Source organism: Haematobacter sp., from assembly GCF_032102465.1.
GTDB lineage: Bacteria > Pseudomonadota > Alphaproteobacteria > Rhodobacterales > Rhodobacteraceae > Haematobacter.
This window is the reverse complement of record NZ_DAMDHB010000026.1, coordinates 9,594-23,456: the sequence shown is the minus strand read 5'-3', so window position 1 is coordinate 23,456 and position 13,863 is coordinate 9,594. Positions and strand designations below refer to the sequence as shown.

Sequence of the window (13,863 nt, the reverse complement as noted above, 5' to 3'; positions counted from 1 at the left end):
CCTCACCCCTTCTTGCGCCCGCTCACCGGGCCGAGCGCCGAGATCTCGGACAGGCGTGCCCTGACCGCCTCATCGGCCCCGAAGCCGTAACGCGCCCAGGCGAGGCTGTCGAGCCGGACCGCGCCCGCCTCCTCTCCGCGCCCGAGCCTGTCCAGCGCCTCCGCCTTCATCATCAGCAGGGTGGAGAGCAGCGCGGCATTTTGCCACCTCTTCGCCTCCTGCAACTCCGGCTCCACCAGCCGCAGCGTCTCCTGCGCATCGCCGGAGGTCAGGGCAAAGGCGGCGAGCTGCATGTCCACATGCGCCTTGTGCGTGGCGCAGGACGGCAGCCCTTCATAAAGCCTGCGGGCAGACATCAGGCTGGTCACCGCCGCCTCCGGGTCGACCGCCATGGCGGTGCGCGCATAGGTGAAATGGCTGAAGGCCAGCCGCGCATCCACCCAGCCGTTCCGCTGCGCGATAGTGACGGCCCGGCGCGCGGCATTGGCCCGCGTTTCCGCCGAACCGCTGCTCAGCGCCGTGTTGATCGCGTCGCGCCAGTCGGCGGTGGTGGGGCCGGCCGGCTTGCGGGCGACGTTCCGGCCCGGCGGGTTCAGCCGGTCGATGATCTTCGGCAGCCGCTCCGCCACCTCCGCCCGCGTCATGCCGCTGGACAGCTCGGGCGCGTAGTAGGTGCGCAGCATCAGCATGTCGAAGCCGGTCAGCGCACCGTGGAAGTTGTCGTCGTTGAACACGCTGTCCGGCAGGCGGTAGAGGTCGTTCAGCGGCCCCATGGCCTGCGCGGTTTCCTCATGCAGACAGTCGCGGATCTCCTGCGGGCTGGCGTCCGCGGGGATGAACACCCCGGCCCGCGTGCGCGTGGTAAGTTTCGTCCAGTCCGCCCGGTCGGTGCGGCGCGCGCTCAGATAATCGCTCCAGCCTGTCACGTTGGGGGCCACGAAGCAGGCCGCGTCGGGGGCGGCGTTGCGGAGCCTGCTTTGCGGGACGAACTCGACCACGATCCTTGCGGCGGCGGGATCCGAGACGCGGGTGATGTCTATATGCGCCTCGCGCCGGAACCGGGTCAGGAGCTTGTCCACCTCGTCCGACGCGCTCGGCGGGACCGGGCCGGTCAGCGCCAGCGTCACCGGGCCTTCGAACCGGGTCAGCACCGGCAGCGCCCGCCCGCTTTCCATCTCGAACGACAGTTCCAGAAAATCATCCACCATGTCCGCATTGGCGCGGCGCGGTGGGTCGATCCGTTCCACCCCAAACGCTTTCATGGCGGGAAGCGCTGTCACAGGCGCGGCGAGGCGGGTGGGCTGATCCCTGACCTGCCCGCAGGCGGAAAGCGCCAACCCCATCGCGAGCGCGATGGAACCGGGACGGAAGGGAAAGTGTTTGAACATGCGGCCTCCGGGCTGTTGGTCGAGGGCCGCTTGCGGCCCCGCGACACTTTGCCCGGGTTTTGTGGGTTCTCCGTGTCGCTTAGTTCAAAATCTATTGTATTTGATGAACGGCGTCACCTTGCCAATTCGGTCATATAGCTGTCGCGCAGTCGTGTTGAACTCCTGGGTCAGCCAATAGACATGCGGCGCCCCTTCCCGGTCTGCCGCGGCATAGACCGCCTCGATGAGCGCGCGGCCCAGCCCGGTTCCCCGCGCAGCCTTGTCCACGAACAGGTCCTGAAGGTAGCACACCTGCTCCACCCGCCAGCAATGCGGGTGAAAGACATAGTGAACCAGCCCCAGCAGCCCATCCCCCTTGTCCGCGACCAAGGCGCGGAACGTGGTGGTATCGTCGCTCAGAAGCCGCTTGAAGGTCGTCTCGTAAACCTCCTCAGATACTGAACTTTCGTAGAATTCCAGATACAGCGTCCACAGCCTGCGCCATTCTGCCTCATCCGAGGCCCGAAGCGGCCGAAGCTCCACCGTCTGATCCTGCTCAGCCATGATCGTCGTCATTCCCATCCCTCAGCGTTGTCCGCGGGCCATGAAGGCCAGCCTCTCGAACAGGTGAACATCCTGCTCGTTCTTCAGAAGCGCGCCGTGAAGCTTTGGCAACAGGCTGCGCGAATCCTTGCGCAGATCCTCCGCGGTCATGTCCTCCGCCAGCAACAGCTTCAGCCAATCCAGCACCTCGGAGGTGGAGGGCTTCTTCTTCAGGCCGGGCTGTTCGCGGATTTCATAGAATCGGGTCAGCGCGGCCGCGAGCAGATCTTCCTTCAGATCGGGAAAATGCACGGCCACGATTCGCCGCATCGTCTCCGCATCCGGGAAACGGATGTAGTGGAAGAAGCACCGGCGCAGGAAAGCGTCCGGCAATTCCTTCTCGTTGTTGGAGGTGATGATCACAATCGGGCGATGGATGGCCCGCACCGTCTCCCCCGTTTCGTAGACATGGAACTCCATCCGGTCGAGTTCCTGAAGCAGATCGTTCGGGAATTCGATGTCGGCCTTGTCGATCTCGTCGATCAGCAGGACGACCTTTCCGGGGGCGTCGAACGCCTGCCACAGCTTCCCCTTGCGGATGTAGTTGCCCACGTCCCGCACCCGCTCGTCGCCAAGCTGGCTGTCCCGCAGCCGGCTCACCGCATCATATTCGTATAGGCCCTGCTGCGCGCGAGTGGTGGATTTCACGTTCCATTCGATCATCGGCAGGCCCAGGCCCGTCGCCACCTGACGGGCCAGTTCGGTCTTGCCCGTCCCCGGTTCCCCCTTCACCAGCAACGGCCGTTCGAGTGCCACCGCCGCGTTCACGGCGATCGTCAGATCCTCCGTCGCCACGTAATCCTGAGTGCCGAGAAACTTCATCCTGCCCGCCGATCTTCCTGATGCTGGCATGAGGGTAACACGCGCCATCTTCGCTGCAAGTGCAGGATCAAAGCTAGTGACAGGTGCTACATCTTGCGGTAATGCACCCTCCCAAGGAGTGCCTGTATGCCGATAAGCGAACCCAGTGCACGGCCCGGTCTGACCAAGGGGGCTGACATGAAGGCAGAAGTCTTTCTACCCGAAGACTATCGACCCGCAGAAGACGAACCATTCATGAATGAGCGACAGCTCGAATATTTTCGCAGAAAATTGATTGCGTGGAAGAATGACCTGCTCTCGGAAAGCCGGGAAACGATCGAAGGTCTTCAGGACAGCACCCGCAATATCCCCGACATCGCAGACCGTGCCAGCGAGGAGACAGACCGCGCGCTGGAGCTTCGCACCCGTGACCGGCAGCGCAAACTCGTGTCCAAGATCGATGCTGCGCTGCGGCGTATCGACAACGGCGAATACGGCTATTGCGAGGAAACCGGAGAGCCCATCTCCCTCAAGCGGCTCGATGCCCGCCCCATCGCAACGCTCAGCCTTGAAGCGCAGGAACGCCACGAACGCCGCGAGCGGGTTCACCGCGACGACTGAGCCTCTGGCGCCCGCCCGGCCGATTGCCGTATGGGCGCCTCCCGGAGACACGACTGGAAACACCGGCGGCGGCGGCCTCCGGTGTTTCGTTTTGGAGGCGATAGGATGGAGCTGAACGGCCGGGAGATCACGGTGGTCGGCGCGGGCGTTGCGGGGCTGGCGGCGGCGCTGGCGCTTTCGCGCCAGGGTGCCCGGGTAACCGTGCTCGAACAGGCTGAAGCGGTGCGAGAGTTCGGAGCCGGTTTCCAGATCACCCCCAACGGCGCCCGCGTGCTGGAAGCCCTTGGCCTCGGAGAGCAGCTCTCCACCCTGTCGCTCCGCTCCCGCGGGGTGGAGATCGTGGACGGCCCGACCGGGCGGCGCGTGATCCGGCTCGACCTCGCCCGGCTCAGACCGGAGGAGCCGCACCGCTTCGTCCGCAGGCCCGATCTCATCGCCCTCCTTTTCGACGCGATCCGGGAGGCGGGCGTCACTCTCCGCCTGAAGACACGCGTTCTGGCCGCCGATGTGACGGGCCAGACCGTGCGCCTGAGCCTTGCCGGCGGCGAAACCCATGAGGCCCATCTCCTCATCGGCGCCGACGGCATCCATTCGCCCGTGCGGACCGCGGTGGAGGGGGAGGACGGCACCCAGCCCTTCTTCACCGGTCAGGTCGCCTGGCGCGCCGTCGTGCAGGGAGAGGCGGAGCCGGTCGCACGGGTCCATACCGGGCCGGGGCGGCATCTGGTGACCTATCCTCTGCCCCGCGGCCTGCTGAACATCGTCGCGGTGGAGGAGCGTGCCGCATGGGCGGCGGAGGACTGGCGGGCGGTGGACGATCCCGCCAACCTCCGCGCCGCCTTTGCTGGATTCGCAGCGCCCGTGCGCAGCCTGCTCGCGGAGGTTGACGAGGTGCATCTCTGGGGGCTGTTCCGCCACGGTCTCGTGCAGCACTGGCACCGGGGCGCGGCCATCGTCATCGGTGACGCCGCCCATCCCACCCTGCCGTTCCTTGCCCAGGGGGCGAACATGGCGCTGGAGGATGCGTGGCTGATCGCAGCAGCGCTTGCCGCCGCACCGGATGCGGAACAGGGATTCGCCGATTTCGTGCGTCTCCGCCGCGCGCGGGTCGCCCGTCTCGTCGCGGCGGCGAATGCGAATGCGCGCAACTACCACCTGACGGGCGCATCCCGGCAGGCGGCGCATATGGTCCTGCGGGTAGGCGGTACGCTGGCGCCATCGGCCGCCATCGGCCGATTCGACTGGATCTACCGCTACGATCCCGTCGCGGCCTGCCGGACCTGACGGGACGTGAGCAGGCCCCGGCGGGGGGTCAGGAGGCCCGCCTGATCCGGTCTTCCAGCTCGCCCGCCAGCGCCTCCGCCCGCGCCGCGATTTCCGAAAGCGTGTCGATCACGATCTCCGGTATCACCGGCACCTCGATCCGCGCAGGCTCCGGCGCCGGCCGAGAGAGCGCCTCCTCCAGCGCCGACTCCGCCTCCGCCGCGCGCATTTCGGCGAGACGCAGCCGCTCCTCCAGCCCCGCCGTGCGGTCGGCGAGCATGAGCCCCGCCATCAGCAGAAGCCGGGGCTCCGGGATGCGCGCGCTCTGCTGGACCAGCACCTGCGCCTGATCGTCCAGAAGCGCCGCCGCGGTTTGCACGAAGGACTCCTGCCCCTCCTGACATGCGACGGCGAATTCACGGCCGCCGATCGAAACAGTCACTTCAGGCATCAGTTGGCTCTCCGATCAGAGGACGCAGTTCTTCCAGGATTTGCTCCACTTGTGCAAGATCCGCCGCACGACGGCTGCGGAGTTCCTCCGCCTCGGCCAGCAGAGCGCGGTTCAGCACGCCCGCCTCCGGGTCACGGGCCTCGCGCAGCTCGCGCATCGCCTCGGAGAGTGCGGCGTTCACATTGCGAAGCCGCCCCATTTCCTCCGTCGCGAGGTCGAGCGCCCCCGCCAGATCGGCAACCCGCCGCTCCAGCTCGGCGACCAGAGCCTCCTGCTCCGAACGAATCGCGCCGGCCCGCGCTTCCAGCGTACGGTTGCGCTCCTCCTCCGCCACAAGGGCGGCGCGGAGCGCGCCATCGCCATCCATACCGGGGGCGGGAATGCCGTCCATTCCCCGCCGCAGACGTTCCAGCGCGGTCGTGATCCGTCTTTCCAGATCGGCGATCTCGTTCATGGCCCCCCCGTTAGGCTGCGACTGTCGCTCCGATGCGTTTCCATGGTGCCGCGGTACCTTCGCCGACAAACTTCGACCAAAGCGGCAGCCGGTTCAAGGCCGCATCTGCGCCCTGACGATCATCGGCGGGCCTTCGCAGCCTTGAACTTGGGCGACAGGCTGCTATCACGCCCCGGAAACCGCCGCGGGAAGGACCGATTTCCGGCGGCCCTGCGAAAGGAAAGCGCATGGATATCGCAACGCTCCGCGACCGCTATCCCGAACACTGGCAGCAGGCGGCCGCGGTCCGCGCTCTGGCAATGGACGCGGTTCAAGCGGCAAATTCCGGCCACCCCGGCATGCCGATGGGCATGGCCGACGTGGCCACGGTGCTGTTCACCCGGCACATGAAGTTCGACGCCTCGCACCCTGACTGGGCGGACCGCGACCGGTTCATCCTCTCGGCGGGCCACGGCTCGATGCTGATCTACGCGCTCCTCCACCTGCTGGGCTACGAGGAAGTGACGATCGAGGAGATCCGCAACTTCCGCCAATGGGGGGCCAAGACGGCCGGACACCCGGAATACGGCCATGTGAAGGGGGTGGAGACGACCACCGGCCCGCTGGGTCAGGGGCTGGGCAACGCCGTGGGCTTCGCCATCGCGGAGGAGGCACTCCGCGCCCGTTTCGGCGCGAAGGCGGTGGATCACCACACCTATGTCATCGCGGGCGACGGCTGCCTGATGGAGGGCATCAGCCAGGAGGCCATCGGCCTCGCGGGGATGCAGAAGCTCTCGAAGCTCATCGTGCTGTGGGACAACAACGGCATCTCCATCGACGGCAAGGTCTCCCTCTCCGACATCACCGATCAGCGGGCGCGCTTCGCGGCCTCTGGCTGGACGGTGCTGCACTGCGACGGGCACGACCCGGCGGCGATAGACGCCGCGCTGACGGAGGCCAAGCGCTCCGAGCAGCCGGTCTTCATCGACTGCAAGACGCATATCGGCTTCGGCAGCCCGAAGAAACAGGACACGGCCGGCGCGCATGGCTCGCCGCTCGGCCCGGATGAAATCGCCGCCGTGCGGGAGATTTACGGCTGGAACCACGCGGCTTTCGACATCCCGGACGATATCCGTGCAAGCTGGCGCGAAGCGGGCCTGCGCGGCTCCGCCGACCGGCAGGAGTGGGAGAGCCGCATCGCCGCCCTGCCCTCCGGCCGCAGGACCAGCTTCGACCGGGCACTCTCCGGGGAGCTGCCGGCAAAGGTCGCAGGCCTCATCCGGGGGCTGAAAAGGCAGGCGGCGGAGTCGAAGCCCAAGGTCGCGACGCGGAAATCGTCGGAGATGGTGCTGGAGGTGCTGAACCCCGCGGTCCCGGAGATGCTCGGCGGTTCCGCCGACCTCACCGGCTCCAACAACACCAAGACGGCCGATCTGGGCATCTTCTCGCCGGAGAACCGCAAGGGCCGCTACATCCACTACGGCATCCGTGAGCACGGCATGGCGGCGGCGATGAACGGCATCCAGCTTCACGGCGGGTTCCGTCCCTATGGCGGCACCTTCTTCGCCTTCACCGACTATGCGCGGGGGGCCATGCGGCTTTCGGCGCTGATGGGTCTCCCGGTCGTCTATGTGATGACCCACGATTCCATCGGTCTGGGCGAGGACGGCCCGACGCACCAGCCGGTCGAGCATCTGGCGATCTGCCGCGCGACGCCCAACACGCTGACCATCCGTCCCGCCGATACGGTGGAGACGGCGGAGGCGTGGGAGATCGCGCTGAACCAGAAGGCGACGCCGACGGTGCTCGTCCTCTCCCGCCAGAACCTGCCGACGGTGCGGACCGACTTCACCGCGAAGAACCTGACCCAGCAGGGCGCTTATATCCTGCGGGAAGCCACGGGCAAGCGTCAGGCCATCCTGATCGCCACCGGTTCGGAGGTGGAGATCGCGCTCGCCGCGCGGGAGGCGCTGGAGGCCGAAGGCATCGGCACCCGCGTCGTCTCCATGCCCTGTGCGGAACTGTTCGCCCAGCAGCCGGAGGCCTATCGCCGCAAGGTGCTGCCCGCAGGCCCCGTCCGCGTGGCGGTGGAAGCGGCGACCGGCTTCGGCTGGGATCGCTGGCTGATCGGCGAACGCGGGCGCGACGGCAAGGCCGCCTTCGTCGGCATGACCGGCTTCGGCGCCTCCGCACCGGCGGAACGGCTGTATCAGGAGTTCGGCATCACCGCCGAAAACGTGGCGGCGCAGACGCGCGCCCTGCTTGGCCGCAACAGCTAAGGCCCCGGGGGCCGGTCCCGCCGCGGATCGGCCCTTCACCATAGCCGCATCGACGGCGCGCCGTCCTCAGGTCGCCTTCATCCTCAGGCCAAGGTCCTCCTCAGGTCGCCATCCTCCTCAGGTGGCGGCCTCCTCAGGCCACCGCCCTGCCCAGGTCACCGTCCTCCTCAGGTGGCGGCCTCCTCAGGTGGCGGCCTCCTCAGGCCATCGCCCTGCCCAAGTCGCTATCCTGCCCAGGTTGCCGTCCTCCCCAGGCCGCCCTCCTCCCCAGATCACCGTGTTCACAGATCAATGACCCGCCTCCGGCGCGGTCTTGCGGAACAGTCCCGCCAGCGGCGTGATCACATATTTCGCCAGCGGGATCAGCACGAACCCCAGCGCCAGCCCGAAGATCCCGTCGAAGAACGCCGTGACGATCCAGTGCGTCGCGCTGTGAAGCGTCCCCGTCTCCTCCACCGCATCGGCGGCGGCATCGGCCATATCCTCGATCTCATGCCCGATCACGCCGAGCCCGAAGCTCTCCAGCCCGTGAATGACGATGGAGCCACCCACCCAGATCATCGCCGCAGTGCCGACGATGGTCAAAAGCTTCATGAAGACCGGCATTCCCCTGACCAGCCCGCGCCCCAGCGCCCGGACGATGCCCGAGGCGCCCGTGAACCCCTTGTAGCGGCTCAGCGACAGGCCGATGTCATCCATCTTCACGATGATCGCCACGCCGCCATAGACCACGGCGGTGATCATGATGCCGACGATGGCGAGAATCAGCGCTTCCATCCACAGGCTCTCCGGCGGAATGGCGGCAAGCGCGATGGTCATGATCTCCGCCGACAGGATGAAGTCGGTCTTGATTGCGCCTTTCACCCGCACTTCCTCCAGCAGGCGCGCGCCTTCCTCGCCCGCCGCGACAGAAACCGCGGCCTCCGTGCCATGATCCTCGGAGGGGAACAGCCAGTGGTGGACCTTCTCCGCCCCCTCGAAACACAGATAGGCCCCGCCCAGCATGAGCAGCGGCGTGATCGCCCAGGGCGCGAATGTGGACAGCAGGAGCGCCAGCGGCAGCAGGATCACCAGCTTGTTGACGAGCGACCCCATGGCGATCTTGCCCACGATGGGCAGTTCCCGCCGGGGCGCAAAGCCCTGCACGTATTTCGGCGTGACCGCGGCGTCGTCGATCACCGCGCCCGCGGCCTTGGCGCCCGCCTTTGCCGCCTGCCCGGTCACATCGTCCAGCGAAGCCGCGGCCACCTTGGCGATAGCCGCCACGTCATCCAGCAGTGCCAGCAATCCACTCATCTTGAATCCGCTCCTCGTGTCGGGGCAAAACTAGCGTCGCGACGGAATGTCGCAAGGGTGTCCCGCTGTTGGCGCAAGCGTTTGCGCTAACTTTCAAAGATTGCGCTAACATATTGGAGTATCGCGGGTTTCGACTTTTCGGTTGAGCCGATCAAGCCTATATTGGTGCGCAATCCCGATACTTTCGGACGATCCCCATTCCCCGCGACGGAGCACTCCATGACGATCACCCTCGGCATCAACGGTTTCGGTCGCATCGGCCGCTGCACATTGTCCCACCTCGCGCAGAGCGCGCGCAACGATGTGAAGGTCGTGAGGATGAACGCGACCGGACCGATCGACACCGCCGCGCACCTGATCCGTTATGACAGCGTCCACGGCCGCTTCCCCGGTCTGGTGAAGGTGGAGGGTGACACGCTGGATCTGGGCCAGGGCCCGATCGAGGTGATGTCCACCTATAACCCGGAGGAGCTGGACTGGACGGGCGTGGACGTGGTGCTCGAATGCTCCGGCAAGTTCAACGACCGTGACAAGGCCGCCGTGCATCTGGAGCGGGGGGCGAAGCGGGTGCTCGTCTCCGCCCCGGCGAAAAAGGCCGACCGGACCATCGTCTTCGGCGTGAACGACGGCGTGCTGACGACGAAGGATCTCGTCGTCTCCAACGGCTCCTGCACGACGAACTGCCTCGCCCCGGTGGCGAAAGTGCTGAACGATGCCATCGGCATCGAGCGCGGCATCATGACCACCATCCACTCCTATACCGGCGATCAGCCGACGCTGGACCGCCGCCACAAGGATCTCTACCGCGCGCGGGCCGCTGCCATGGCGATCATCCCCACCTCCACCGGCGCGGCGAAAGCCATCGGAGAGGTTCTGCCCGATCTCGCCGGCCGGCTCGACGGCACCGCCCTCCGCGTGCCGACGCCCAACGTCTCCTGCGTTGACCTGACCTTCGAGGCGAAGAAGGATGTGACGGTCGAGGATGTGAACGAGATCGTCCGTGAGGCCGTTCAGGGCCCCATCGGCCGCGTGCTCGCCTATGACCCGGAGATGAAGGTCTCCATCGACTTCAACCACACCGAATATTCCTCCATCTTCGCGCCGGATCAGACCAAGGTGGTGGGCAAGCGCACCGTGCGGGTGCTGGCGTGGTATGACAACGAATGGGGCTTCTCCTGCCGGATGGCCGATGTCGCGGCGGCCATGGGCCGGCTGATCTGACCTTTCGCTAACCGACTGAAAAGAGGCCCGTCGCGCATCGCGGCGGGCCTTTGCCGTTGCGGACGCATGATCCCGCCCGGGAGGTGCGGACTTTCTGACCTCAGTCCCGGAAACTCTGCCAGAACACTGGAAATATGGCAGCCGCTGGCCTATCCTCTCCAGACGAGCGTTTTTCGGGGCTACGGCAAGGACCGCAATGGGCAAGGACGGGCTGCGCAGAATCGCCTTCTTCCTGCTGGTGGCGCTCATGTTCTATGTGGCCACGGCAGGCGCGGGGCCTGCTTGATGGCGGAACGGTATCGCGGCCCTTACAGCCCCGGTGGCGACGGCTCTGACACGCCCCGTTCCGAAGGTTCCGCCCCATCCCGCACCATCCCCCCGCGCCGCCGCAGGCGGCGGGCGGGCGGTCGGGCGAATTTCCTCTTCCTCGCCCCCGTCCTGTTCCTGCTCACCGCGTTCGGCAAGGAGCCGGTGGGCATGGCCCTTGGCCTTGCCGCTTTCGGGGTGCTGGAACTTGCCGCCTGGCTCACCCATCAGGGTCTGGTGGCGGAGGAGGCGTATGAGGCCCGCAACATCGCCCGCCGTCCCGCCATCCCGCGCAAGCTCTTCGGCAGCGTGCTGACGGCGGCGGGGCTGTTCCTCGGCGGCTATGTGCCGGGGGGGAGCCTCGTCAACCCGGTGATCTACGCGGTGCTGGGCTTTGCGCTGCACTTCTTCGCCTTCGGCCCCGATCCCATGCGCGACAAGGGCATGACCGGCATCGACCGGTTCGAGGGCGACCGCGTCGCCCGCGCCGTGGACGAGGCGGAGAGCCATCTCCGCGACATGAAGGACGCGATCAAGCGCGCGGGCGACCGGCGGCTGGAAGCGCGGGTGGACCGTTTCGCCGATACCGCCCGCGCCATGTTCCGCCGGGTGGAGGCCGACCCCCGCGACCTGACGGGCTCGCGCCGTTACCTCGGCGTCTATCTGCTGGGCGCGCGGGACGCGACCGTCAAGTTCGCCGACCTCTATGCCCAGAACCGCGACCCCTCCGCCCGCGCGGCCTATGAGGCATTGCTGGACGATCTGGAGACCAATTTTTCCAGCCGGACGCAGGATCTGCTCCTCAACGACAGGACCGATCTCGACGTGGAGATCGACGTTCTGCGGGAGCGGCTTCAGCGTGAAGGCGTCAAGACCGACTGAAGCGATATCAACAGACTGACGAGGGAGAAGCACATGGCCGAAAGCGTCCGCCGTCAGGCGACCGACACGCAGAAGGAACTGAACGACGTGGTGGAGGTGACGCTCCCCCCGCCCGCGCCGGAGGTTCCCGCGCTCGAACAGGCCCGGCCGGAGCTGCAGGAGCAGATCCGCAAGCGCATGGCCGAACTCGACATGTCGAACACCCAGTCGATCATCGGCTTCGGCTCCCGCGCGCAGGCCGGGTTGCAGGAGATCAGCCAGTCCATGCTGGCCGATGTCCGCAACAAGGATGTCGGCCCCGCGGGTGACAGCCTGCGGGAGATCGTGACCACGATCCGCGGCTTCTCCGTCTCCGAACTCGACATGCGCCGGGAGCGGAGCTGGTGGGAAAAGCTGATGGGCCGCGCTACCCCCTTCGCCAAGTTCGTCGCCCGGTATGAGGACGTGCAGGGCCAGATCGACCGCGTGACGGACCAGTTGCTGACGCATGAGCACAAGCTGCTGAAGGACATCAAGTCGCTCGACATCCTCTATGAACGCACGCTGACATTCTACGACGAACTGGCGCTCTATATCGCGGCGGGGGAAGCCAAGCTGGCGGAGATCGACGCGACCGACGTTCCCGCCGCCGAACGGCGGGTGGAGGAGGCGGCGGAGGATCATAAGGTGCTCCGCGCGCAGGATCTGCGCGATCTGCGCGCCGCGCGGGACGATCTGGAACGCCGGGTGCATGACCTGAAACTGACCCGTCAGGTGACGATGCAGTCCCTCCCCTCCATCCGGCTGGTGCAGGAGAATGACAAGTCTCTGGTAACCAAGATCAACTCCACCCTCGTCAACACCGTGCCGCTTTGGGAAACCCAGCTTGCGCAGGCGGTGACCATCCAGCGCTCGCGCGAGGCGGCGACAGCGGTGAAGGAAGCCAACGACCTCACCAACGAACTGCTGACCAAGAATGCGGAGAACCTGCGCGAGGCCAACAAGGTCGTCCGCACGGAGATGGAGCGCGGCGTCTTTGACATCGAGGCGGTGAAGAAGGCCAATGCGGAACTGATCGCCACCATCAACGAAAGCCTTCAGATCGCCGATGACGGCAAGGCCAAGCGCGCCGCGGCAGAGGCCGATCTGGAGAAGATGGAAATCGAACTGCGCGAGACGCTCTCCTCCGCCAAGGCGCGGGGCGACGGTCTCGGCGCCACGGCGGGCGGCGCGGTTCCGAAGGGTTGAAATGCTGGCTTCCCTGCTGCGCCGCGGGCTTCTCCCGGCGCTCCTCCTCCTGCTCGCCGCCTGTGCAAAGCCGCCTTCGGATGTCGTGACCGCCCCGCAGGCGCATGAACGTCCGAAGCCGCGCCCCGCGGAGGCTCCCGCAGCCGTTCCATCGCGAAGCGCGGAAAGCGAGGCGCTGGTGCAATATTACGCCCGCGTCCAGAATGACCTGCTCTCGCAGGGCCTGATGCGGATGGATGGCGGCGGTGTGGACACCCCGTTCGACGCGCGGATTCTGGCGGAGAATTTCATCCGCATCGCCCTTTACGATGAATACACCACGTTGCCGGGCGGCACCCGCGTGGCCCGCGTCACGCCGAGCGTGCTTCGCCGCTGGGACAAGCCCATCCGCATGAGCGTCGAGTTCGGCGCCTCCGTTCCGCAACCGCAGCGGGATCGGGATGGCACGATGGTCGCGGGCTATGCCATGCGCCTGTCGCTGCTCACCGGCGTGCCGCTGACGATGACCCGGCCGGAACATGCGAATTTCCACGTGTTCATCGTGAACGAGGATGAGCGCCGCGCCATGGGCGAACGCCTTGCCCGTCTGGTTCCGGGGATCGGCGCCGCCGATATCCGCTCCGTCACCGATCTGGACCGCGCGACCTTCTGCTTCGCCTATGCGTTTTCCGAACGCGGTCAGTCCACCTACCGTCAGGCCATTGCACTGATCCGCGCGGAGCATCCCGACCTCCTCCGCCGCTCCTGCGTGCATGAGGAGCTGGCGCAGGCCATGGGGCTTGTGAACGACAGCCCGCAGGCGCGGCCGTCGATCTTCAACGATGACGAGGAATTTGCCCTGCTGACCCGGCAGGATGAATTGATGCTGCGCATCCTCTACGACCCACGGCTGCAACCCGGAATGACCCCGGAGGAAGCCCGCCCCATAGTAGAGGAGATCGCGCGGGAGCTGATGGGAGAAACCTCGGTCTGAAGCCCCAAGTCTGAAGCGCCAACGTCCCGTCAAACCTTGCCGGCTGGCGCTCCCGGACCAGCGCCTCAGACAAGGGTGCGAGGTCTGCGAGGTCTGCGAGGTCTGCGAGGTCTGCGAGGTCTGCGAGGTCTGCGAGGTCT

General features: G+C 66.6%; 13 protein-coding genes. 7 read left to right on the top strand and 6 right to left on the bottom strand.

Annotated features, from left to right (window positions below; translation table 11 throughout):
- Positions 1-2 precede the first annotated feature (2 nt).
- The 3 genes from RT513_RS14820 to RT513_RS14810 all read right to left on the bottom strand — a co-directional run bounded on the left by RT513_RS14820 (position 3) and on the right by RT513_RS14810 (position 2,792).
- Positions 3-1,388 (bottom strand): DUF2927 domain-containing protein, encoded by a 1,386-nt coding sequence (locus tag RT513_RS14820; RefSeq protein WP_290685331.1) that lies wholly within the window; start codon positions 1,386-1,388, stop codon positions 3-5.
- 84 nt (positions 1,389-1,472) lie between these two features.
- Positions 1,473-1,943: a GNAT family N-acetyltransferase gene (locus tag RT513_RS14815; RefSeq protein WP_290685329.1), complete on the bottom strand. Its 471-nt coding sequence runs from the start codon at positions 1,941-1,943 to the stop codon at positions 1,473-1,475.
- Between the two features lie 9 nt (positions 1,944-1,952).
- Positions 1,953-2,792, bottom strand: coding sequence for an AAA family ATPase (locus RT513_RS14810; protein ID WP_290685327.1), 840 nt, complete (start codon positions 2,790-2,792; stop codon positions 1,953-1,955).
- Between the two features lie 177 nt (positions 2,793-2,969).
- Between RT513_RS14810 and dksA the strand changes: the two genes are divergently transcribed.
- Positions 2,970-3,392: an RNA polymerase-binding protein DksA gene (gene dksA, locus RT513_RS14805; RefSeq protein ID WP_035706764.1), complete on the top strand. Its 423-nt coding sequence runs from the start codon at positions 2,970-2,972 to the stop codon at positions 3,390-3,392.
- Between the two features lie 105 nt (positions 3,393-3,497).
- Positions 3,498-4,676: an FAD-dependent oxidoreductase gene (locus tag RT513_RS14800; protein ID WP_290685323.1), complete on the top strand. Its 1,179-nt coding sequence runs from the start codon at positions 3,498-3,500 to the stop codon at positions 4,674-4,676.
- 28 nt (positions 4,677-4,704) lie between these two features.
- Here RT513_RS14800 and RT513_RS14795 read toward each other — a convergent pair whose 3' ends face one another.
- Complete coding sequence (locus RT513_RS14795; RefSeq protein ID WP_290685321.1) at positions 4,705-5,106, bottom strand: cell division protein ZapA; 402 nt, start codon at positions 5,104-5,106, stop codon at positions 4,705-4,707.
- The gene (locus RT513_RS14790; RefSeq protein WP_290685319.1) at positions 5,099-5,560 is read right to left on the bottom strand and encodes a hypothetical protein; all 462 of its coding nucleotides are present in this window, start codon (positions 5,558-5,560) and stop codon (positions 5,099-5,101) included. Before RT513_RS14790 ends, RT513_RS14795 begins: the two co-directional genes overlap by 8 nt.
- 227 nt (positions 5,561-5,787) lie before the next feature.
- Between RT513_RS14790 and tkt the strand changes: the two genes are divergently transcribed.
- On the top strand, positions 5,788-7,818 hold the full coding sequence (gene tkt / locus RT513_RS14785; RefSeq protein ID WP_290685317.1) for a transketolase: 2,031 nt from the start codon (positions 5,788-5,790) through the stop codon (positions 7,816-7,818).
- A gap of 288 nt (positions 7,819-8,106) precedes the next feature.
- Here the strand turns inward: tkt and RT513_RS14780 are convergent, their stop codons facing one another.
- The gene (locus RT513_RS14780; protein ID WP_290685315.1) at positions 8,107-9,114 is read right to left on the bottom strand and encodes a DUF808 domain-containing protein; all 1,008 of its coding nucleotides are present in this window, start codon (positions 9,112-9,114) and stop codon (positions 8,107-8,109) included.
- A gap of 219 nt (positions 9,115-9,333) precedes the next feature.
- On the opposite strand from RT513_RS14780, the gene gap reads away from it, so the two are divergent.
- The 4 genes from gap to RT513_RS14760 all read left to right on the top strand — a co-directional run bounded on the left by gap (position 9,334) and on the right by RT513_RS14760 (position 13,723).
- The gene (gene gap, locus RT513_RS14775) at positions 9,334-10,335 is read left to right on the top strand and encodes a type I glyceraldehyde-3-phosphate dehydrogenase (RefSeq protein WP_088214950.1); all 1,002 of its coding nucleotides are present in this window, start codon (positions 9,334-9,336) and stop codon (positions 10,333-10,335) included.
- A 285-nt stretch (positions 10,336-10,620) separates the two neighbouring features.
- Positions 10,621-11,523 carry a 5-bromo-4-chloroindolyl phosphate hydrolysis family protein gene (locus RT513_RS14770; protein ID WP_290685312.1) on the top strand — a complete coding sequence of 301 codons (903 nt, stop codon included), beginning with the start codon at positions 10,621-10,623 and terminating at the stop codon, positions 11,521-11,523.
- 33 nt (positions 11,524-11,556) lie between these two features.
- Complete coding sequence (locus RT513_RS14765; RefSeq protein WP_290685310.1) at positions 11,557-12,750, top strand: toxic anion resistance protein; 1,194 nt, start codon at positions 11,557-11,559, stop codon at positions 12,748-12,750.
- A gap of 1 nt (position 12,751) precedes the next feature.
- Positions 12,752-13,723, top strand: a complete 972-nt coding sequence (locus RT513_RS14760) for a DUF2927 domain-containing protein (RefSeq protein ID WP_290685308.1) — start codon at positions 12,752-12,754, stop codon at positions 13,721-13,723.
- Positions 13,724-13,863 lie beyond the last annotated feature (140 nt).